This is a genomic window from Janthinobacterium sp. GW823-FHT01H08, assembly GCF_058797855.1.
This window is the reverse complement of record NZ_CM179504.1, coordinates 4,668,455-4,688,005: the sequence shown is the minus strand read 5'-3', so window position 1 is coordinate 4,688,005 and position 19,551 is coordinate 4,668,455. Positions and strand designations below refer to the sequence as shown.

17 protein-coding genes are annotated in these 19,551 nt (G+C 61.0%); 12 read left to right on the top strand and 5 right to left on the bottom strand.

The genetic code is table 11. The features are described 5' to 3' along the window. Positions 1 to 154: 154 nt before the first annotated feature. The 4 genes from acnA to AC3RCG_RS21065 all read right to left on the bottom strand — a co-directional run bounded on the left by acnA (position 155) and on the right by AC3RCG_RS21065 (position 5,623). Positions 155 to 2,875, bottom strand: coding sequence for an aconitate hydratase AcnA (gene acnA / locus AC3RCG_RS21080; protein ID WP_070310013.1), 2,721 nt, complete (start codon positions 2,873 to 2,875; stop codon positions 155 to 157). Positions 2,876 to 2,962: 87 nt separating this feature from the next. Further along, the gene (locus AC3RCG_RS21075; RefSeq protein WP_070219188.1) at positions 2,963 to 3,508 is read right to left on the bottom strand and encodes a hypothetical protein; all 546 of its coding nucleotides are present in this window, start codon (positions 3,506 to 3,508) and stop codon (positions 2,963 to 2,965) included. Positions 3,509 to 3,521: 13 nt separating this feature from the next. Further along, positions 3,522 to 4,520, bottom strand: a complete 999-nt coding sequence (locus tag AC3RCG_RS21070) for an HpcH/HpaI aldolase/citrate lyase family protein (protein WP_492404684.1) — start codon at positions 4,518 to 4,520, stop codon at positions 3,522 to 3,524. Between the two features lie 113 nt (positions 4,521 to 4,633). Next, positions 4,634 to 5,623 carry a malate dehydrogenase gene (locus AC3RCG_RS21065; RefSeq protein WP_070219190.1) on the bottom strand — a complete coding sequence of 330 codons (990 nt, stop codon included), beginning with the start codon at positions 5,621 to 5,623 and terminating at the stop codon, positions 4,634 to 4,636. Between the two features lie 305 nt (positions 5,624 to 5,928). Between AC3RCG_RS21065 and AC3RCG_RS21060 the strand changes: the two genes are divergently transcribed. From AC3RCG_RS21060 to AC3RCG_RS21020, 9 genes are all read left to right on the top strand, one after another. Then, complete coding sequence (locus AC3RCG_RS21060; protein WP_083286946.1) at positions 5,929 to 6,813, top strand: GntR family transcriptional regulator; 885 nt, start codon at positions 5,929 to 5,931, stop codon at positions 6,811 to 6,813. 307 nt (positions 6,814 to 7,120) lie between these two features. Continuing rightward, the gene (gene sdhC / locus AC3RCG_RS21055; protein WP_034752080.1) at positions 7,121 to 7,543 is read left to right on the top strand and encodes a succinate dehydrogenase, cytochrome b556 subunit; all 423 of its coding nucleotides are present in this window, start codon (positions 7,121 to 7,123) and stop codon (positions 7,541 to 7,543) included. 2 nt (positions 7,544 to 7,545) lie between these two features. Beyond that, positions 7,546 to 7,911 carry a succinate dehydrogenase, hydrophobic membrane anchor protein gene (gene sdhD, locus AC3RCG_RS21050; protein WP_034752078.1) on the top strand — a complete coding sequence of 122 codons (366 nt, stop codon included), beginning with the start codon at positions 7,546 to 7,548 and terminating at the stop codon, positions 7,909 to 7,911. 2 nt (positions 7,912 to 7,913) lie between these two features. Continuing rightward, a complete protein-coding gene (gene sdhA, locus AC3RCG_RS21045) occupies positions 7,914 to 9,695 on the top strand; it encodes a succinate dehydrogenase flavoprotein subunit (RefSeq protein ID WP_070219191.1) in 1,782 nt (593 codons plus the stop codon). Positions 9,696 to 9,704: 9 nt separating this feature from the next. Beyond that, the gene (locus AC3RCG_RS21040; protein ID WP_034752075.1) at positions 9,705 to 10,415 is read left to right on the top strand and encodes a succinate dehydrogenase iron-sulfur subunit; all 711 of its coding nucleotides are present in this window, start codon (positions 9,705 to 9,707) and stop codon (positions 10,413 to 10,415) included. 117 nt (positions 10,416 to 10,532) lie between these two features. Continuing rightward, positions 10,533 to 10,814, top strand: coding sequence for an FAD assembly factor SdhE (locus AC3RCG_RS21035; protein ID WP_034752073.1), 282 nt, complete (start codon positions 10,533 to 10,535; stop codon positions 10,812 to 10,814). Positions 10,815 to 10,935: 121 nt separating this feature from the next. Further along, positions 10,936 to 12,237 carry a citrate synthase gene (gltA, locus tag AC3RCG_RS21030; RefSeq protein WP_034752071.1) on the top strand — a complete coding sequence of 434 codons (1,302 nt, stop codon included), beginning with the start codon at positions 10,936 to 10,938 and terminating at the stop codon, positions 12,235 to 12,237. A gap of 124 nt (positions 12,238 to 12,361) precedes the next feature. After that, positions 12,362 to 12,703: a winged helix-turn-helix transcriptional regulator gene (locus tag AC3RCG_RS21025; protein WP_230504981.1), complete on the top strand. Its 342-nt coding sequence runs from the start codon at positions 12,362 to 12,364 to the stop codon at positions 12,701 to 12,703. A 225-nt stretch (positions 12,704 to 12,928) separates the two neighbouring features. Next, on the top strand, positions 12,929 to 13,471 hold the full coding sequence (locus AC3RCG_RS21020) for an NAD(P)H-dependent oxidoreductase (RefSeq protein ID WP_492404679.1): 543 nt from the start codon (positions 12,929 to 12,931) through the stop codon (positions 13,469 to 13,471). Positions 13,472 to 13,487: 16 nt separating this feature from the next. On the opposite strand, the gene AC3RCG_RS21015 is transcribed toward AC3RCG_RS21020, so the two are convergent. After that, positions 13,488 to 13,943 carry an MBL fold metallo-hydrolase gene (locus tag AC3RCG_RS21015; protein ID WP_492404677.1) on the bottom strand — a complete coding sequence of 152 codons (456 nt, stop codon included), beginning with the start codon at positions 13,941 to 13,943 and terminating at the stop codon, positions 13,488 to 13,490. Positions 13,944 to 14,058: 115 nt separating this feature from the next. On the opposite strand from AC3RCG_RS21015, the gene AC3RCG_RS21010 reads away from it, so the two are divergent. The 3 genes from AC3RCG_RS21010 to odhB all read left to right on the top strand — a co-directional run bounded on the left by AC3RCG_RS21010 (position 14,059) and on the right by odhB (position 19,517). Continuing rightward, positions 14,059 to 15,033: a LysR family transcriptional regulator gene (locus tag AC3RCG_RS21010; protein WP_492404675.1), complete on the top strand. Its 975-nt coding sequence runs from the start codon at positions 14,059 to 14,061 to the stop codon at positions 15,031 to 15,033. A gap of 257 nt (positions 15,034 to 15,290) precedes the next feature. After that, positions 15,291 to 18,143, top strand: coding sequence for a 2-oxoglutarate dehydrogenase E1 component (locus AC3RCG_RS21005; RefSeq protein ID WP_046685725.1), 2,853 nt, complete (start codon positions 15,291 to 15,293; stop codon positions 18,141 to 18,143). A 117-nt stretch (positions 18,144 to 18,260) separates the two neighbouring features. Further along, a complete protein-coding gene (gene odhB, locus AC3RCG_RS21000) occupies positions 18,261 to 19,517 on the top strand; it encodes a 2-oxoglutarate dehydrogenase complex dihydrolipoyllysine-residue succinyltransferase (protein WP_070219196.1) in 1,257 nt (418 codons plus the stop codon). Positions 19,518 to 19,551: the final 34 nt, after the last annotated feature.

Genomic DNA, 19,551 nt, shown 5'->3' with positions numbered 1-19,551 from the left:
TATAACCGTATTGTAGAGGATTCAGCCGCACGCAATACGTAAGCTGTCCTTAGATCATGCCAATAGTCGAAATTTCAAGTCGGAACGGGGCGCAGGGGCGAAAAAAAGCGCCGGTCGAAACCGGCGCTTTGATCTTACCTCACAGCTGGGCTGCTTACTCTGCCAGCAGTTGACGCAGCACGAATGGCAGGATACCGCCATGCTTGTAGTAATCGACTTCGATCGGCGTATCGATGCGCAGCAGGACTTTGACTTCCTGGCTGCTGCCGTCGGCGCGGTGGATCACCAGGGTAGCCAGTTGCTGTGGCTTGATTTCGCCTTCGAGGCCTTTCAGGTCGAAGGTTTCATTGCCGGTGATGCCCAGCGTCTGCACGCTGTCGTCGCCGATGAATTGCAGCGGCAGCACGCCCATGCCCACCAGGTTCGAGCGGTGGATGCGCTCGAACGAACGGGTGATCACGGCTTTCACGCCCAGCAGCTGGGTGCCCTTGGCTGCCCAGTCGCGCGACGAGCCCGTACCGTACTCTTCGCCGCCGAAGACCATGGTTGGCGTGCCTTCAGCAACATATTTCATCGCTGCGTCGTAGATCGACATTTCTTCACCGGAAGGCTGGTGGATCGTGATGCCGCCTTCGACCGCCGAACCGTCCGCCTTGGCAGGGATCATGCGGTTTTTGATACGCACGTTGGCGAACGTGCCGCGCATCATGATTTCATGGTTGCCGCGGCGCGAGCCGTAGGAGTTGAAGTCCGCTTTCAGGACGCCGTTTTCCTTCAGCCATTTGCCTGCAGGACCGTTTTCCTGGATCGAGCCGGCTGGCGAGATGTGGTCGGTGGTGATGGAATCGCCGAACACGCCCAGTGCGCGCGCGCCTTCGATGCCGGTGGCCACAGCCGCTGGTGTCATCGAGAAGTTGTCGAAGAACGGCGGTTCCGCGATGTAGGTCGATTTCGGCCAGTTGTAGACTTGACCGGACACGGTGGTGACTTTTTCCCACAGCTTGCCTGGCGCGCCCTTGACGTCGGCGTAGTTGTCCTTGAATACCTTGGCGTTCATGGCGAACTTCATCATGGCCGACACTTCAGCCGAGGTCGGCCAGATGTCGCCCAGGTAGACGTCCTTGCCGCCCTTGCCCTTGCCGACAGGTTCCGTCATCAGGTCGCGCGTCATGTTGCCGGCGATGGCGTAAGCGACGACCAGCGGTGGCGAAGCGAGGAAGTTCGAGCGGATGTTCGGGTGGATACGCGCTTCGAAGTTGCGGTTGCCCGACAGCACGGCCGACGCGACGATGTCATGCGTGGCAATCGCGGCGTTCAGCTCGGGCGTCAGGTCGCCCGCATTGCCGATACAGGTGGTGCAGCCGTAGGCGGTCACGCCGAAGCCCAGTTTTTCCAGGTAGGGCAGCAGGCCGGCGGCGGTCAGGTATTCGGTCACGACGCGCGAGCCGGGAGCCAGCGAGGTCTTGATGTGCGGAGCGACCTTCAGGCCGGCTTCCACGGCTTTCTTGGCCAGCAGGCCGGCAGCCAGCATCACGCTCGGGTTCGAGGTGTTGGTGCACGAGGTGATCGCGGCGATCAGCACGTCGCCGTTCGACACTTTCACGCCGTTCGTCGTTTCGTACACGGCAGCCAGGTCGGCCGGATTCTTGTTGAAGCCGTTTTCGGTCGTCGGCTTGGCGAACAGCTCGGCGAAGTTGGCCTTGACGTTGCCGATTTCGATACGGTCTTGCGGGCGTTTCGGGCCGGCCAGCGACGGAGCGACCGATGCCAGGTTCAGTTCCACCACGCGGGTGTAGTCGATGTCGCCCGCTTTTGGCACGCCGAACAGGTTCTGCGCCTTGAAGTAGCCTTCGAACGCGGCGATTTCAGCCTTGCTGCGGCCGGTGCCCTTGAAGTAGTCGATGGTCGCTTCGTCGACGGGGAAGAAGCCCATGGTCGCGCCGTATTCCGGTGCCATGTTGGCGATCGTCGCGCGGTCCGTCAGGGTCAAGGACTCAGTGCCTTCGCCGAAGAATTCGACGAACTTGCCGACGACTTTCTCTTTGCGCAGCAATTCGGTAATCGTCAGTACCAGATCGGTGGCGGTGCAGCCTTCGCGCAGCGCGCCGGACAGGTTTACGCCGATGACGTCAGGCGTCAGGAAGTAGACCGGCTGGCCCAGCATGCCGGCTTCCGCCTCGATGCCGCCCACGCCCCAGCCGACTACGCCGATGCCGTTGATCATGGTGGTGTGCGAGTCGGTGCCGACCAGGGTGTCAGGGTAGTACACGTCGCCGGCTTTCTTGCCTGCGTGGTGCACGCCGCGTGCCAGGTATTCCAGGTTGACCTGGTGGACGATGCCGAAGCCTGGCGGCACGACGCCGAAGGTGTCGAATGCCTGCATGCCCCATTTCATGAACTGGTAACGCTCGTTGTTACGCGAGAATTCCAGCTTCATGTTCAGGTCCAGCGCTTTCTTTTCGCGGTAGTGATCGATGGTCACCGAGTGGTCGACCACCAGGTCGACCGGTACCAGCGGTTCGATCTTCTTGGCGTTGATGCCCATCTTGGCGGCCACGTTGCGCATTGCTGCCAGGTCGGCCAGCAGCGGTACGCCGGTGAAGTCTTGCAGCACGACGCGCGCCACTACGAACGGGATCTCGTCGGTGCGCTCGGCGGTCGGGCCCCAGCTCGCCAATTGCTTGACGTGTTCTTCGGTGACTTTTTTGCCGTCGCAGTTGCGCAATACCGATTCGAGCACGATGCGAATCGACACTGGCAGGCGGGAGACATTGATGCCCAGGCTTTTTTCCAGCGCAGGCAGGGAATACAGCTTGCCCTTCTTGCTGTCCGAAATATTAAAGTCCTTGAGCGTGTTCAGAGTGTTGCGGGACATGACCTCTCCTTGTTGGGTATCGTCTATTATTGATTATTCAAATTACAAAACATGACTGAGCCCCCGAAGAGGCCCTTGCTACGCACATCAGCCGCCGGTCGCCGGCAGCACGCCCAGCGATGGCGCGGCTTCCACCACTGCCGCCGGCTTGGCTTGCTCCGCATCCTTGCATTCATTGGCCAGCTGGCGGCCCTGCTTGGAGTCGAGCAGCATGCCTTTGGCCGGGATGCCGATCCACACGAGACCATACAGACGGTTCTCGAAGCGGTTGGCGCCGGTGGTGGTGCCAACGCGGCTCAGGCGGTGCAGGCGCTTCTTCCAGCGCAGGGCGATGTGTTTGTCGTCAGTAGCATTGGTGTAGATGGTAATTTTATTACCAAGTTCACAATTGAAATCGGTGGAGGCCGAGCCTGCCGTGTTCGGCTCATCGGCTTCTTCCTTGTCGGCGACCGACATGGCCAGCGGATGGGCTTCCTTGGCGGCAGCTTTTGCCTTGGCGGCCTTGGCCTTTGGCTTGGCCTTGACGGCCTTGGGATTTGCCTCTGCCGTGGCGGCGAAGCTGGCTGGCGCCAGCGTGAGGGTCATGGCGCCCAGCGCGACGCTGCAGGCAATTGCTAATTTGGAGAGGGACATCGTGTAATTCCTGTCAGTTTTCAGTGGGGCTGGAAGAGGGGGTGTTGAGTAATGCAGCAGCCGCCTCGGGCAGGCCGAGGCCCGCCAGTTTGGCGCGTTGCAAAACGGTCCAATAATATCGGTAGCTGGCGCGGTCGTGCAAGCGGCCATTTTGCGCAATCGGCCCCCAGTTGGCGCGCAGCGCTTCGTTGAGGATGTTGCTGGCCTCGTTGACTTCGGACAGGCGCGGCGTAAAGGCCTTGATGATGGGCTTGATCTGGTCCGGGTGGATGCTCCACATGCGCGTGTAGCCGAACTCGGCTGTCGCGCGCTGGGCGTCGTTGGCCACCACGGCCGAATCGCGCACGTCCGTCGTCACGTTATGCGACGCCACCTTGCCGTGCGCGTGGCAGGCGGCCGCCACTTCGAGCTTGGCGCGCACCACCAGCGGGTGCGTGAACTGGCCCGGCGTGCGCATGGCGGCGGCGGGAATGGCGCCGTAATGGGCCGAGACGAAATCCATGATGCCGAAGGACAGGCATTCGACCTGGGGCAGGGCGGCGATCGCATAGGCGTCGCGCAGCGCGCCGTGCGTCTCGATCAGGATGTGCACGGGCAGGTTGTCGCGGCCGGCGCGGCGCGCGTGCAGGTTGATCAGGTCGATGGCCAGCATGGCGTCCTGCACGCCGGCCACCTTGGGCACGGCGATGTAGGCCAGGCGGGATGCGGCGGTGCAGATGATTTCCACGTCGCGCGCGAAAAACGCGCTGTCGACGTCGTGCACGCGCACGCCGATGCGGTTGAACTGGTTGTCGTCGCTGGCCAGCAGGCCGACGATCATCAGGGCGTGGGATTCTTCATTGCCGGCGCTGGCGCCGTCTTCGCAGTCGAACGTGATGTCGAACAGGGGACCAAGCTCTTGTTGCAAAGCAATCGATTTACGCATCAGCTTTTCAGAGCCGGCGTAGTGGTCGCAAGCGGCGAGCAACAGCGGCTGGCGTTTGCCTTGGAATAAAACCTCGGAAGGGTGCATGCTTAAGGCATTTCTGCAGGTAAAGACTACTTGATAAAACAGCCGCGCCGCGAATCTCGCGGGGCGGCCTTCATGGCGGGCGGCACGTTTGCGCCGCGCCGCCAGAACTGGACTTAGGCCAGCAGGTGTTTCACGCCTTCGCGCTCTTCGGTCAGTTCTTTCAGGGTCAGGTTGATGCGCTCTTGCGAGAATGCATCGATTTCCAGACCTTGAACGATCGTGTACTCACCGTTGTCGGTGGTGACCGGGAAGCCGAACACGGTACCTTCCGGGATGCCATACGAGCCATCCGAAGGAACGCCCATGGTGGTCCACTTGCCGTTCGTGCCCAGCATCCAGTCATGGATGTGGTCGATGGCGGCGTTCGCTGCCGACGCTGCCGACGACAGGCCGCGCGCTTCGATGATGGCCGCGCCGCGCTTGCCGACGGTTGGCAGGAACACGTTGGCGTTCCATTCCTGGTCGTTGATCAGGTCTTTCACAGCCTTGCCGTTGACGGTGGCGAAGCGGTAGTCGGCGTACATCGTTGGCGAGTGGTTGCCCCACACGGTCAGCTTTTCGATGTCTTTCACGGCGGTGCCGGTCTTGGCAGCGACTTGCGACAGCGCGCGGTTGTGGTCCAGGCGCAGCATGGCGGTGAAGTTTTTCGCCGGCAGCGATGGCGCCGATTTCATGGCGATGTAGGCGTTGGTGTTGGCAGGGTTGCCGACCACCAGCACTTTGACGTTGCGCGAAGCGACGGCGTCGAGCGCCTTGCCTTGCACCGTGAAGATCTGGGCGTTCGCTTCCAGCAGGTCCTTGCGTTCCATGCCTGGGCCGCGTGGACGCGCGCCAACCAGTACGGCCACGTCGACATCCTTGAAGGCGGTCAGCGGATCGGAGTGGGCGGTCATTTCCGTCAGCAGCGGGAAGGCGCAGTCGTCGATTTCCATCATCACGCCCTTGAGCGCCTTCTGGGCTTTTTCGTCCGGGATTTCAAGCAGTTGCAAGATGACAGGCTGGTCTTTGCCGAGCATGTCGCCATTGGCGATGCGGAACAACAGGGCGTAGCCGATCTGGCCGGCGGCGCCGGTCACTGCAACACGCATTGGGGTTTTAGCCATGATGAATCTCCAAAAATGGGAAAGAAAACGGGCTTGAAGCTGGGCTTACGCTTATCCGGAAAAACTATAATGATACCAAAACCGGCCCGCGCCACCGAATTGCTGGTGTACGCTGCCGTCACGCTCGTGCTGCACGAAGCCAGAGTGGCTGGCCGACAACATAAAACGCGGGCTCACATGTTTTATCGAGGGCAGTTTAGGCCTCCGATCTCTATCTGTCAATCATATCTTATGTCTTATATAAGACAGATAACCGCGTCTGTTTTACTGGACGCGGGCAGTGATTTGTGTTGAAATGTCGGACTATGAATTCCGCCTCGTCCAATCTGACCAACAATGCCACTGCTGCAAGCGGGGCGGTCAGTCCGACCGCGGGCACCCCGGCCACGCCCGTCCCCGCGGCGGCCAGTACCCCAGTCACCGTGACGGCCGCCAGCAATACCACTGCGTCCGCCGTGCCTGCAGTCACTGCTTCGCCCACCTTCAGTCCCCTGTACCAGCAGATCAAGGCGCTCATCACGCAAAGCCTGCAATCGGGCGAATGGAAACCGGGCGAGCTCATTCCCAGCGAGGTCGAGCTGGCCGGCCGCTTCAAGGTCAGCCAGGGCACGGTGCGCAAGGCCATCGATGAGCTGGCCGCCGAGAATCTCGTCATGCGCCGCCAGGGCAAGGGCACTTTCGTTTCCACCCACCATGAGGCGCGCGCGCATTTCCGCTTCCTGCGCCTGGTGCCGGACGAAGGCGTGCCGCATTATCCCGAAAGCAAATTCATCGAAGTCAAGCGCGTGCGCGCGCCGGCCGACGTGGCGCGCCTGATGGACCTGAAGTCCGGCGACGCCGTCATCTTCATCAAGCGTGTCCAGTATTTCGACGGCGTGCCGACCATCGTCGAAGAGCTGTGGCTGCCCGGCCTGATCTTCAAGGGCCTGACGGCCGAGCGCCTGGTGGAATACAAGGGGCCCATGTACGGCCTGTTCGAAACGGAATTCGGCACGCGCATGATACGCGCGTCCGAGCAGATCCGCGCCGTGTGCGCCGACGCGGGTGCCGCGCAACTGTTGAATATCGACCTCGGCACGCCCTTGCTCAGTTCCGAGCGCGTGTCGTTTACCTACGGCGACAAGCCGGTCGAACTGCGCCGGGGCTTGTACCTGACCAGTCGCCACCATTATCAGAATGAACTCAGCTGAAGCTGCGGGGCGCCTGCGGGTGTCCGCACAAGCGGCAAGGCTGAAGTGCATCGCTTGCAAGATGCCTGCCGCAAGGCGGGCTACGGAGACAACGGAAAGCGCAGCGACAACATGGCCCGCCCCCGGCGGGCCGTGTTTTGCCAGCGATTCTGTAATTAAATTACGTGAACTACGGAAAGTAGCGCGGTATTTTGTAGTAAAAAACCATTTTGGTTATATGTAACAATAGATATTGGTATGGGTTGCGAAAATCGGCGAAAATCGCGGCTTCAATATTTAGTTGAAATTCAAAGGGGAGGTTTTTGTTATGTCTGAAGCCGTAAGAGAAGTACCAAAAAAAGAACGGCCGCAATTCCGTAACATTCATGTTACCGAATTGTCGAACTACCGTATGGCTGTCGGCGCCATCGTATCGATCCTGCATCGCATCAGCGGTTTCATCATTTTCGCCTTGCTGCCATGCATACTGTACATGCTGGAACTGAGCCTGCGTTCCGAAATGTCCTATGCCTACTTCCAGGGCATCGCCTCGCACTGGTTCGTCAAGCTGATCACCCTGGGTCTGGTCTGGGCCTTCCTGCACCACTTCTGCGCCGGTATCCGTCACCTGTTCATGGATGTGCACGTTGCCATCGAAAAAGATTCGGCCCGCAAGACCGCGTCGTCCGTGCTGGTCGTGAGCCTGGTGTTGACGGCTTTGGTTGCTTTGAAACTGTTTGGAGTATTTTAAACATGGCAGACAATAATATCGGACCGAAACGCCTCGTCGTCGGTGCCCATTACGGCTTGCGCGACTGGCTGGCGCAACGCGTCACCGCCATCGTCATGGTGGCTTATGTGGCCATCCTGCTTATTTCTTTCTTGACTGGCAGCAACTTCAGCTATGAAGGCTGGGCCGGTCTGTTCGCACAGCAGTGGTTTAAATTGTTCAGCCTGGTGACCTTCGTCGCCCTGTTCTACCACGCATGGGTCGGCGTACGCGACATCTGGATGGACTACGTGAAAAGCGCTGGCCTCCGTCTGACCCTGCAAATTGCCACCATGCTGTGGTTGATCGCTTGTGCCGGCTGGACGGTACAGATACTCTGGAGTGTGTAATCGTGGCAGCATATAAATCTGCAATCCCTACCCGCCGCTTTGATGCGGTCATCGTTGGTGCCGGCGGTTCCGGCATGCGCGCGTCGTTGCAGCTGGCTGAAGCCGGTCTGAACGTCGCAGTTCTGTCGAAAGTCTTCCCGACCCGCTCGCACACCGTGGCAGCGCAGGGCGGTATCGGCGCGTCGCTCGGCAACATGGCCGAAGACAACTGGTTCTGGCACATGTTCGACACCGTCAAGGGCGGCGACTATCTGGGCGACCAGGATGCCATCGAATTCATGTGCCGCGAAGCACCGAAGGTCGTGTACGAACTGGAACACTTCGGCATGCCGTTCGACCGCAACCCTGACGGCACCATTTATCAGCGTCCGTTCGGCGGCCACACGGCCCACTTCGGCGAAAAGCCGGTGCAGCGCGCTTGCGCGGCAGCCGACCGTACCGGTCACGCCCTGTTGCACACGCTGTACCAGCGCAACGTGCGCGCGCGTACGCACTTCTTCGTCGAATGGATGGCGCTCGACCTGATCCGTGACGCCGAAGGCGACGTGATCGGTGTCGTCGCGCTGGAAATGGAAACCGGCGAATGCATGATCCTGGAAGCAAAGACCACGGTCATGGCAACGGGCGGCGCAGGCCGCATCTTCGCCGCGTCGACGAATGCGTTCATTAATACCGGCGACGGCATGGGCATGGCGGCACGCGCCGGCCTGCCGCTGCAGGACATGGAATTCTGGCAGTTCCACCCGACCGGCGTGGCCGGTGCGGGCGTATTGATCACCGAAGGCGTGCGCGGCGAAGGCGGCATCCTGATCAATAGCGAAGGCGAACGCTTCATGGAGCGCTATGCGCCGACCCTGAAGGATCTGGCGCCGCGCGACTTCGTTTCGCGTTCGATGGACCAGGAAATCAAGGAAGGCCGCGGCTGCGGTCCGAACAAGGACCACGTGATGCTGGACCTGCGCCATATCGGCGCCGACACCATCGCCAAGCGCCTGCCGTCAATCCTGGAAATCGGCCACAAGTTCGCCAACGTCGACGCCACCAAGGAACCGATTCCTGTCGTGCCGACGATTCACTACCAGATGGGCGGCATCCCGACGAACATCCACGGCCAGGTCGTCACCCCGACCGGTCCGGACAATTCGGCGAAGGTCGTCAACGGTCTGTACGCGATCGGCGAATGCGCCTGCGTTTCCGTGCACGGCGCCAACCGCCTGGGCACGAACTCGCTGCTCGACCTGGTGGTCTTCGGTCGCGCGGCCGGCAACCACATCGTCAACAGCGGCCTGAAAGCCAAGGAAAACAAGCCTTTGCCAGCCGACGCTGCCGATTTCGCCATGGGCCGCCTGGCGCGCCTGGAAAACTCGACCGGCACGGAAACCGTGCAGGGCGTGGCCAACGACATCCGCGCAACGATGCAGAAGTACTGCGGCGTGTTCCGTACCGACGAGATGCTGAACAAGGGCGTCGAAGAAATCATGAAGCTCGACGAGCGCCGCAAGCACGTCTCCTTCAAGGATAAATCGATGGTCTTCAACACGGCCCGCGTGGAAGCGCTGGAGCTGGACAACCTGATCGAAACGGCGAAAGCGACCATCGTTTCGGCAGCGGCCCGCAAGGAATCGCGCGGCGCGCACGCCCAGGACGACCATCCGCAACGCGACGACGAGAACTGGATGAAGCACACTCTGTGGTATTCGGAAGGCAACCGACTGGAATACAAGCCGGTCGTGACCAAGCCGCTGACGGTTGATACCTTCAAACCGAAACCACGTACTTTCTAAGGCTATACCATGGCACGCACTCTTAAATTCAAAATCTACCGCTACGATCCTGACCAGGATGCCAAGCCGTACATGCAAGACCTGACGGTCGAACTGAAAGACACCGACAAGATGCTGCTCGACGCACTGCAGCGCATCAAGGCGGACGTCGATGACTCGCTGGCCCTGCGCCGCTCGTGCCGCGAAGGCGTGTGCGGTTCGGACGCGATGAACATCAACGGCAAGAACGGCCTGGCATGCACCACCAACCTGAACGAACTGTCGGAGCCTATCGTGCTGCGTCCGTTGCCAGGCTTGCCGGTCATCCGCGACCTGATCGTCGACATGACGCAATTTTTCAAGCAGTACGATTCGATCAAGCCTTTCCTGATCAACGATTCGATCCCGCCTGAAAAAGAGCGCCTGCAATCGCCGGAACAGCGCGAAGAACTCGATGGCCTGTACGAGTGCATCCTGTGCGCATGCTGCTCCACGTCGTGCCCGTCGTTCTGGTGGAATCCGGACAAGTTCGTCGGTCCTGCCGGCCTGCTGCAAGCCTACCGCTTCATCGCCGATTCGCGCGACGAAGCCACGGGCGCGCGTCTGGACAACCTGGAAGACCCGTACCGCCTGTTCCGCTGCCATTCGATCATGAACTGCGTCGACGTCTGCCCGAAAGGGTTGAACCCGAACAAGGCGATCGGCAAGATCAAGGAATTGATGGTCCGCCGCGCGATCTGATCCTCCTGATCGCGTCCGCCGGGCGCCGTTTGCCGGAAGAGGGTATCCTCTCTTGCCTGCAGGCGGCGCCTGCAAAGCAGCACCGTGCCGCAAGGCACACGTAAAGTGGTAAACCAAATGACAGAATCAATTTTGTCCTCGCATCAGGCCGACCCGGCCAACCGCGCCCGCCTGCGCTGGCGTTCACGCCGTGGCCTGCTGGAAAACGACATTATCCTGACCCGTTTTCTCGATGCGTATGAAACCGAATTGACCGATGAAGAAGTTGACGCGCTGACGCGTTTGCTGGATTTATCGGACAATGCGTTAATGGATCTGGTACTGGCCCGTAAAGAGCCGGAAGGCGAAGTCGATCTGCCGCATGTGCGCGCACTGCTGCAACGACTGCGCATTGCCTAGACGCCTGGGCGATATATTGCAAACGGTGCGAGTGGCGCGCTGTAGCACTGCCGAATGCGGTGCGAATTGCAGCCAGAATTTTTGATTTTAATTTCGACTCACTCCCGAGAAGGAAGAGCCCATGAATATCTCTGACACAAAAGCTACCCTGTCGTTCTCCGATGGCAGCCCATCGCTTGAATTTCCAATCTACAAAGGCACAGTTGGCCCGGACGTCATCGACATCCGCAAACTGTACGCCGGTAGCGGCAAGTTCACCTACGACCCAGGCTTTATGTCGACGGCCGCCTGCAACTCGTCGATCACCTACATCGACGGCGACAAGGGCGAGCTGCTGTACCGTGGTTACCCGATCGAGCAGTTGGCCGTCAACGCCGACTTCATGGAATCGTGCTACCTGCTGCTGAACGGCGAACTGCCGAACGCGGCGCAGAAGGCGAAGTTCGTCGACACCGTCACCAAGCACACGATGGTGCACGAACAGATGCAATTCTTCTTCCGCGGCTTCCGCCGCGACGCGCATCCGATGTCGGTCCTGGTGGGCACCGTCGGCGCGCTGGCATCGTTCTACCATGACTCGCTGGACATCAACGACCCGCGTCACCGCGAAGTGTCGGCCATCCGCCTGATCGCGAAGATGCCAACCCTGGTCGCCATGACCTACAAGTACTCGGTCGGCCAGCCGTTCGTGTACCCACGTAACGACCTGTCGTACAGCGCCAACTTCATGCACATGATGTTCGCCAACCCGTGCGAAGAGTACAAGGTCAACGACGTGCTGGTGCGCGCCCTGGACCGCATCCTGATCCTGCATGCGGACCACGAGCAAAACGCATCGACTTCGACCGTCCGTCTGGCCGGTTCGTCGGGCGCCAACCCGTTCGCCTGTATCGCTGCCGGTATCGCCTGCCTGTGGGGCCCTGCCCACGGCGGCGCCAACGAAGCGGCACTGAACATGCTGAAAGAAATCGGCACCGTCGAGAACATCCCTGCCTTCATCGCGCAAGTCAAGGACAAGAACTCGGGCGTCAAGCTGATGGGCTTTGGCCACCGCGTGTACAAGAACTTCGATCCACGCGCCAAGCTGATGCGTGAAACCTGCTACGAAGTGCTGCAAGAACTGGGTCTGCAAGACGATCCGCTGTTCAAGCTGGCGATGGAACTGGAAAAGATTGCACTGAACGACGAATACTTCGTGTCGCGCAAACTGTACCCGAACGTCGACTTCTACTCGGGCATCGTGCAATCGGCGCTGGGCATCCCTGTATCGCTGTTCACCGGTATCTTCGCTATGGCCCGTACGATCGGCTGGATCGCCCAGTGGAACGAAATGATCGCCGACCCAGAGCAAAAGATCGGCCGTCCGCGCCAGCTGTTCGTCGGTTCGACCACGCGTGAAGTGCTGCCACTGGACAAGCGTTAATCCAGAGCGGTATCGAGCAAACAAAAAAACGGGCTTCGGCCCGTTTTTTTATGCGCGTGTTCGACGCAAGCCGGGGCCGCCGGGCTGTTATGCTCGTACTCTGATCAACAGGAAGCACAACGCGATGAATGAAGAAACCTGCGCCCCCGGCGGCGTGGCCCTCGGCGATACTGCATTTGGCTATACCTTGTCGCTGATCGGCGGGAAATACAAGATGCTGATCCTGTACGCGCTGGCGGAAAACAAGGTGCTGCGGCATAACGAACTCAAGCGCCATCTGGGCGGCATCGCCTTCAAGACCCTCAGCGTCGTGCTCAAGGAGCTGGAAGCGGACGCGCTGATCGTCCGCAAGGAGTATCCGCAAGTGCCGCCCAAGGTGGAATACTCGCTCTCCAGCAAGGGGGGCTCGCTGATCCCTGTGCTGCATACCCTGTGCGAGTGGGGCGAGCGGCACCAGCCAGTCTGATGCGGATGCACCTGGCAAGGCGCTTTTCCATAGTCTATTAGCTTACTTTTTGTATGGTATGGGTAGTTAATGTGCGTACTTGTGAAAAGTACCCGGCATGGCTATGCTGTTTCTGCCCTTGGAGGCGTGCGGCCACGTGCTGCACGCCACGGGGCAGGGCATCGGCTTGCCTGCTTTTTTGAAAAGGCGGGGCCGGTGCATCCCTTTCATTTTCAGGAAAGCAGCATGATGAAAACCCTTGTGATCGTCTTCCATCCGTCCATCGCCACGTCGGTGGCCAACAAGCGCTGGCTGCAGGAGCTGGCGCGGTATCCGGACCGCTATACCATCCACGACGTGCACCAGGCTTATCCTGACGGAAAGATCGATGTGGCGCGCGAGCAAGCGCTGGTGGAGTCGCACGCCCACGTGGTCTTGCAGTTCCCCGTGTACTGGTTCAACTGCCCGCCCCTGCTGAAGCGGTGGCTCGACGAGGTGCTGGAGTATGGCTGGGCCTATGGCTCGGGCGGCGACGCCTTCAGGGGCCGCAAGGTGGCGCTGGCCGTCACGGCAGGCATCCGCGAGGAAGACTTCACGCCGCAAGGCAAGTGGAACGTCACCCTGGCGCAGCTGCTGGCGCCGTTCGATGTCACCCTGGCGTATATCGGCGCCGACAATGGCCGCTTCTTTGCCTTCTATGGCGCGGAAGACGGGCCGAAGGAAACGGGCTATGCCGAGCGGCTGGCGCGCAGCGCGCAAGAGTATGAGCGCTTCCTGGCCGCCTTGTAAGGCTGCTGGTGCGGCCTCAGTTCAAGGCCGCTTCCAGCTGGCGCAGCGCGACCCGTCTTCCTTCCAGCTGCAGGCTGCTGCCCTCATAGGGCTGGGGCATGACGATGCAGCGCGGCGCGTTGTGCTTGAGGATGCCGCCCCAGTGGGCGACCCTGGCGCCGGCCTGGCGGCGGATCGCCTCGACCGTGGCGCCGCTGGCGAGGATGCGGGCTTGCGGAAAGGCTAGCCGCAGCACGCCCAGGCCGAAGTACGCTTGCGGTTCGGCCGCGCTGATATAGATGGTGATCAGGCGCTTGCCGCTGGCGGCGATGGTGTGCGCTAACTGCGCCGCATCGTCGCGCAGGAACTGGGCATTGACGAGGATGGCGTCGGCCACGCCGCTCAGCAGCAGCGAAGTGGACGGTGCGCGGCCCAGTACATCGAGCTGGAAGGTTTCCAAGGTACGGGAGGGAAGGGCGGCGCGTGCAAACATATTATTCTTTCTGCATTAGGTGCTCATGTCGCATATTATCCTTTCGACCAGGCGCGACAAATAGGGTAGATTGCAATACTTAGTTGCATGGATCGGATGAATCAAGGAGTAGCGCATGGACCGTATCACCGCCGCACAAGTATTCGTCGCCATCGCCGAGCGGGGCAGCATGGTGGCCGCCAGCGAGGCGCTCGACATGTCGCGCGCCATGGTGACGCGCTACCTGGCCGAGATGGAAGAGTGGGCGGGGGCGCGCCTGTTGCATCGCACCACGCGCCGCCTGAGCCTGACGGATGCGGGCGAGGCTACCCTGGCGCGCTGCCGGCAGATGCTGGACGTGGCCGGCGCCATGGCCGTCACGTCGCCCGAGGGTCTCGACACGCCGCACGGCTTGCTGCGCATCACCTGCTCGCAATCCTTGGCGCAGACGGCGCTCGCTGGCGCAGTGACCGCTTACCTGCGGCGCTACCCGCGCGCCGCCGTCGACCTGCAGATGGAGAACCGCGCCGTCAACCTGGTGGAGCAGCGCATCGACCTGGCGATCCGCATCACGAACGCACTCGAACCGAACCTGATCGCGCGCCAGCTGGCCAGCTGCGCGTCGGTGGTGTGCGCCGCACCATCGTATCTGGCCGTGCACGGCACGCCGCGCCGGGCGCAAGACCTGGCCCTGCACAACTGTCTGACGTACACGTATTTCGGCAAGAGCCTGTGGCAATTTACGCACGACGGGGAAGCGCTCACTGTCCCCGTCAGCGGCCGCCTGTCGGCGAATGAGTCGCTGGTCCTGCTGGTGGCCACGGTGGCGGGGGCGGGCATCGCCATGCAGCCGCGCTATTCGGCCGCGCCGCTGATCGCCAGCGGACAGCTGGTGGAACTGCTGCCCGCTTACGTGCCGCAGGACATGGGCATCTATGGTGTCTACACTTCGCGCCAGCACATGTCGCCGCTGCTGCGCACCATGCTCGACTTCCTGGTCGAGTGGTTTGCCGGCGATCCCGATTGGCTGGCGGCCATCGCGGCGGGGCCGTTGCCGGGCAGACCAGTCGGGCGCAAGCGGCATGCCGGCAGGGCCGCCGATGTGCCGTAAGCACAACAGTGACAGGCTTGCAAGCCCGGGAAAATCAACAACACAGCTTACATTTGCTTGCCAAATAAAATTCAACTTGCAGTTGTTGCGTTACAATACCGCGTGCTATTCTAAATGACGGTATGCAGAATGCTGGTGCAATAAAAAAGCCCTTCCCCACAACTTGATGTGCAATCCGCTAACCGGTCAGGCCGTGTCGCGGAAGGTTAGATTAACCCGCTAATTCCTCGCGAAGCGCGAAGAAAGGTGAGCAATATATGCAGCAATTAACGACCAACTCCTACCTGTTCGGTGGGAATGCTCCGTACGTGGAAGACCTGTACGAGGCGTATCTGAACAATCCAGGCTCGGTACCCGATAACTGGCGTTCCTACTTCGACGCAATGCAGCACGTGCCTGCCGTCGATGGCACCAACAAGCCTGACGTGGCGCATGCCTCCGTCGTCGCCTCGTTCGCCGAGCGCGCAAAAGCAGGTCCGATCCGCACAGTGACCGCTTCCTTCGATGCTGAAATGGGCCGCAAGCGCGTCGCCGCCACGCAGTTGATCGCCGCTTACCGCTACCTTGGTTCGCACTGGGCCAACCTGGATCCGCTGCAACGCCAGGAACGTCCGATGATCCCTGAGCTCGAGCCGAGCTTCTACGGTTTCACCGATGCGGACATGGACACCGTGTTCAACATCAGCAATACCTATTTTGGCCCCGAGACCGCCACCCTGCGCGATCTGCTCAACTATCTGCGCGATACCTACACGCGTTCGATCGGCGCCGAATTCATGTACATCTCCGATCCGGCCGAAAAGCGCTGGCTGCAAGAGAAACTGGAATCGATCCGCTCCACCCCGAATTTCACCCCAGAGAAAAAAATCCACATCCTCGACCGCCTGACCGCGGCTGAAGGCCTGGAACGCTATCTGCACACCCGCTACGTGGGCCAGAAGCGCTTCTCCCTGGAAGGCGGCGAAACCTTCATCGCCTCGATGGATGAGACCATCCAGCGCGCCGGCGAAAAAGGCGTGCAGGAAATCGTGATCGGCATGGCCCACCGCGGCCGCCTGAACGTGCTGGTGAACACCCTGGGCAAGGCGCCGCAGGAACTGTTCGAAGAATTCGAAGGCAAGCATGGCGATGACCTGCCTGCCGGCGACGTGAAATACCATCAGGGCTTCTCGTCGGACATCTCCACCGCAGGCGGCCCGGTCCACCTGTCGCTGGCGTTCAACCCGTCGCACCTGGAAATCGTCAACCCTGTGGTCGAAGGTTCCGTCAAGGCCCGCATGGACCGCCGCGGCGACGCGCAGGGCGCGCAAGTGCTGCCTATCCTGGTGCACGGCGATGCCGCTTTCGCCGGCCAGGGCGTGGTCATGGAAACGCTGAATCTGGCGCAAACCCGTGGCTACCATACCGGCGGCACGGTGCATATCGTGATCAACAACCAGATCGGTTTCACCACCTCGGATCCGCGCGATGCACGCTCGACCCTGTACTGCTCGGACGTCGTCAAGATGATCGAAGCACCGGTCCTGCACATCAACGCCGATGATCCGGAAGCCGTGGTACTGGCGACGCAGATCGCGCTCGACTACCGCATGGAATTCAAGAAGGACATCGTCCTCGACATCATCTGCTACCGCAAGCTTGGCCACAACGAGCAAGATACGCCGGCACTGACGCAGCCGCTGATGTACAAGAAGATCGGCCAGCATCCAGGCACCCGCAAGCTGTACGCGGACAAGCTGGTAGCGCAAGGCGTGATCCCTGCCGATGGCGGCGACAAGATGGTGGCCGCGTTCCGCGACGCCATGGACGCCGGCAAGCACACCGTCGATCCCGTCATCTCGAACTTCAAGAACAAGTACGCCGTCGACTGGCTGCCGTTCCTGAACAAGAAATGGACCGATTCGGCCGACACCGCCGTGCCGATGACGGAACTGAAACGCCTGGCCACCCGCATCACCACCGTGCCGGAAGACTTCAAGGTCCACTCGCTGGTGGAAAAAGTGCTGGGCGACCGTGCCACCATGGGCCGCGGCGAAATGAACCTGGACTGGGGCATGGGCGAACACCTGGCCTACGCATCGCTGGTATCGTCCGGCTACGCCATCCGCCTGACGGGCCAGGATGCCGGCCGCGGCACCTTCGTGCACCGCCACGCCGTGCTGCATGACCAGAACCGCGAGCGTTGGGATGCAGGTACCTACATTCCGCTGCAAAACGTGTCGGACAACCAGGCGCCGTTCACCGTCATCGACTCGGTGCTGTCCGAAGAAGCCGTACTGGCCTTCGAATACGGCTACTCGACCGCTGAACCGAACACCCTGACGATCTGGGAAGCCCAGTTCGGCGACTTCGCCAACGGCGCGCAAGTGGTGATCGACCAATTCATCAGCTCCGGCGAAGTGAAGTGGGGCCGCGCTTCGGGCCTGGTCATGATGCTGCCGCACGGTTACGAAGGCCAGGGTCCTGAGCACTCGTCCGCGCGTCCCGAGCGTTTCCTGCAGCTGTGCGCAGACAACAACATGCAAGTGGTGCAGCCGACGACGGCTTCGCAGATCTTCCATTTGCTGCGCCGCCAGATGGTGCGCCAGTTCCGCAAGCCGCTGGTCATCCTGACGCCGAAGTCGCTGCTGCGCAACAAGGATGCCGGTTCGCCGCTGACCGACCTGGCCAAGGGCGGTTTCCAGACCGTCATCGGCGAAGTCGACGACAAAATCGACGCCAAGAAAGTCAAGCGCGTGGTCGCCTGCTCGGGCAAGGTCTACTACGACCTGGTCAACGCACGCAAGACCCGTGGCCAGACCGACACGGCCATCGTGCGCCTGGAACAGCTGTATCCGTTCCCGCACAAGTCGTTCGCTGCTGAACTGAAGAAGTTCCCGAACCTGGTCGAAGTCGTCTGGGCACAGGACGAGCCGCAAAACCAGGGCGCCTGGTTCCAGATCCAGCACAACATCTTCGAAGGCCTGGAATCGGGTCAGCGTCTGGCCTACGCCGGCCGTCCTGCTTCGGCGTCGCCTGCTGTCGGTTACTATGACAAGCACTACGCCCAGCAAAAAGACCTGCTGGAAACGGCATTCTCGAAGCTGAAAGGTTTTATCCTGACCAAGTAAGTGGCTCGATAAGGGGCGCCATGCGAGTGCATGGCGCCTGCTCGCATACATCATGACGGAGCGCCGCCCTTGCTACGCAGGGGCGGCGCCGCAATAACAAAATAAACGGAGTTTTACATGGCACAAATCGAAGTCAAAGTTCCCCAGTTGTCGGAATCGGTTGCAGAAGCGACCCTGCTGGCATGGCACAAGAAAGTCGGCGAAGCAGTCGCGCGCGACGAAAACATGATCGACATCGAAACCGATAAAGTAGTGCTGGAACTGCCGGCGCCGGCCGCTGGCGTGATCGTGCAAATCATCAAGGATAACGGCGCCACCGTGGTTGCCGGCGAAGTCATCGCCATCATCGATACCGACGGCTCGGCCAAGGTCAGCCCGATGGAAGTCTCCGCCGTGCCTGCGCCAGCCCTGGCTGCCGCTGCCCAAGATACCGCCAGTGCTTCGGCGCCAGCTGCTGCGACCAAAGGCGATGTCGCCATGCCTGCCGCCGCCAAGATCCTGTCCGAAAAAGGCCTGTCCGCCGGCGACGTCGCCGGTTCGGGCAAAGACGGCCGCGTGACCAAGGGCGACGCCCTGGCCGCTTCCGCCAAGCCAGCCGTTGCGCCGCTGGCGCCAGCCGCTGCCAAGCCGGCGCTGCAACAAGTTGCCACGCCGTCGGCCGCCAATCTGGGCGACCGCCCTGAAGAGCGCGTGCCGATGAGCCGCCTGCGCGCACGTATCGCCGAGCGCCTGCTGCAATCGCAATCGACGAACGCCATCCTGACCACGTTCAACGAAGTGAACATGCAGCCGGTCATCGACCTGCGCAACAAGTACAAGGACAAGTTCGAGAAAGAGCACGGCGTCAAGCTGGGCTTCATGTCCTTCTTCGTCAAGGCCGCCGTCGCCGCCCTGAAAAAGTACCCGATCATCAATGCTTCCGTTGACGGCAACGATATCGTCTACCACGGCTACTTCGACATCGGTATCGCCGTCGGTTCGCCGCGCGGCCTGGTCGTGCCTATCATCCGCAACGCGGACCAGCTGTCGATCGCCGACATCGAGAAAAAAATCGGTGAATTCGGCGCGAAAGCCAAGGAAGGCAAGCTGACCCTGGACGACCTGACGGGCGGTACGTTCTCGATCTCGAACGGCGGTACCTTCGGCTCCATGCTGTCGACCCCGATCATCAACCCGCCGCAATCGGCCATCCTGGGCGTGCATGCGACCAAGGACCGCGCTGTCGTGGAAAACGGCCAGATCGTGGTGCGTCCGATGAACTACCTGGCCATGTCCTACGACCACCGCATCATCGACGGCCGCGAAGCCGTCCTGGGCCTGGTGGCGATGAAAGAAGCGCTGGAAGATCCTGCACGCCTGCTGCTGGACCTGTAAGCACTGTAGTCCCCCGGCGTAGCCGCCGGGGCAA

What these genes read in the sequence shown, in the direction of transcription:
- sdhD (WP_034752078.1), top strand. Translation starts at nt 7,546, where the DNA reads ATGGCAGACAATAATATCGGACCGAAACGCCTCGTCGTCGGTGCCCAT.
- acnA (WP_070310013.1), bottom strand. Translation starts at nt 2,875, where the DNA reads ATGTCCCGCAACACTCTGAACACGCTCAAGGACTTTAATATTTCGGAC.
- AC3RCG_RS21025 (WP_230504981.1), top strand. Translation starts at nt 12,362, where the DNA reads ATGAATGAAGAAACCTGCGCCCCCGGCGGCGTGGCCCTCGGCGATACT.
- gltA (WP_034752071.1), top strand. Translation starts at nt 10,936, where the DNA reads ATGAATATCTCTGACACAAAAGCTACCCTGTCGTTCTCCGATGGCAGC.
- AC3RCG_RS21070 (WP_492404684.1), bottom strand. Translation starts at nt 4,520, where the DNA reads ATGCACCCTTCCGAGGTTTTATTCCAAGGCAAACGCCAGCCGCTGTTG.
- sdhC (WP_034752080.1), top strand. Translation starts at nt 7,121, where the DNA reads ATGTCTGAAGCCGTAAGAGAAGTACCAAAAAAAGAACGGCCGCAATTC.
- AC3RCG_RS21015 (WP_492404677.1), bottom strand. Translation starts at nt 13,943, where the DNA reads ATGTTTGCACGCGCCGCCCTTCCCTCCCGTACCTTGGAAACCTTCCAG.
- AC3RCG_RS21065 (WP_070219190.1), bottom strand. Translation starts at nt 5,623, where the DNA reads ATGGCTAAAACCCCAATGCGTGTTGCAGTGACCGGCGCCGCCGGCCAG.
- AC3RCG_RS21035 (WP_034752073.1), top strand. Translation starts at nt 10,533, where the DNA reads ATGACAGAATCAATTTTGTCCTCGCATCAGGCCGACCCGGCCAACCGC.
- AC3RCG_RS21040 (WP_034752075.1), top strand. Translation starts at nt 9,705, where the DNA reads ATGGCACGCACTCTTAAATTCAAAATCTACCGCTACGATCCTGACCAG.
- AC3RCG_RS21020 (WP_492404679.1), top strand. Translation starts at nt 12,929, where the DNA reads ATGATGAAAACCCTTGTGATCGTCTTCCATCCGTCCATCGCCACGTCG.
- AC3RCG_RS21010 (WP_492404675.1), top strand. Translation starts at nt 14,059, where the DNA reads ATGGACCGTATCACCGCCGCACAAGTATTCGTCGCCATCGCCGAGCGG.
- AC3RCG_RS21075 (WP_070219188.1), bottom strand. Translation starts at nt 3,508, where the DNA reads ATGTCCCTCTCCAAATTAGCAATTGCCTGCAGCGTCGCGCTGGGCGCC.
- odhB (WP_070219196.1), top strand. Translation starts at nt 18,261, where the DNA reads ATGGCACAAATCGAAGTCAAAGTTCCCCAGTTGTCGGAATCGGTTGCA.
- AC3RCG_RS21060 (WP_083286946.1), top strand. Translation starts at nt 5,929, where the DNA reads ATGAATTCCGCCTCGTCCAATCTGACCAACAATGCCACTGCTGCAAGC.
- AC3RCG_RS21005 (WP_046685725.1), top strand. Translation starts at nt 15,291, where the DNA reads ATGCAGCAATTAACGACCAACTCCTACCTGTTCGGTGGGAATGCTCCG.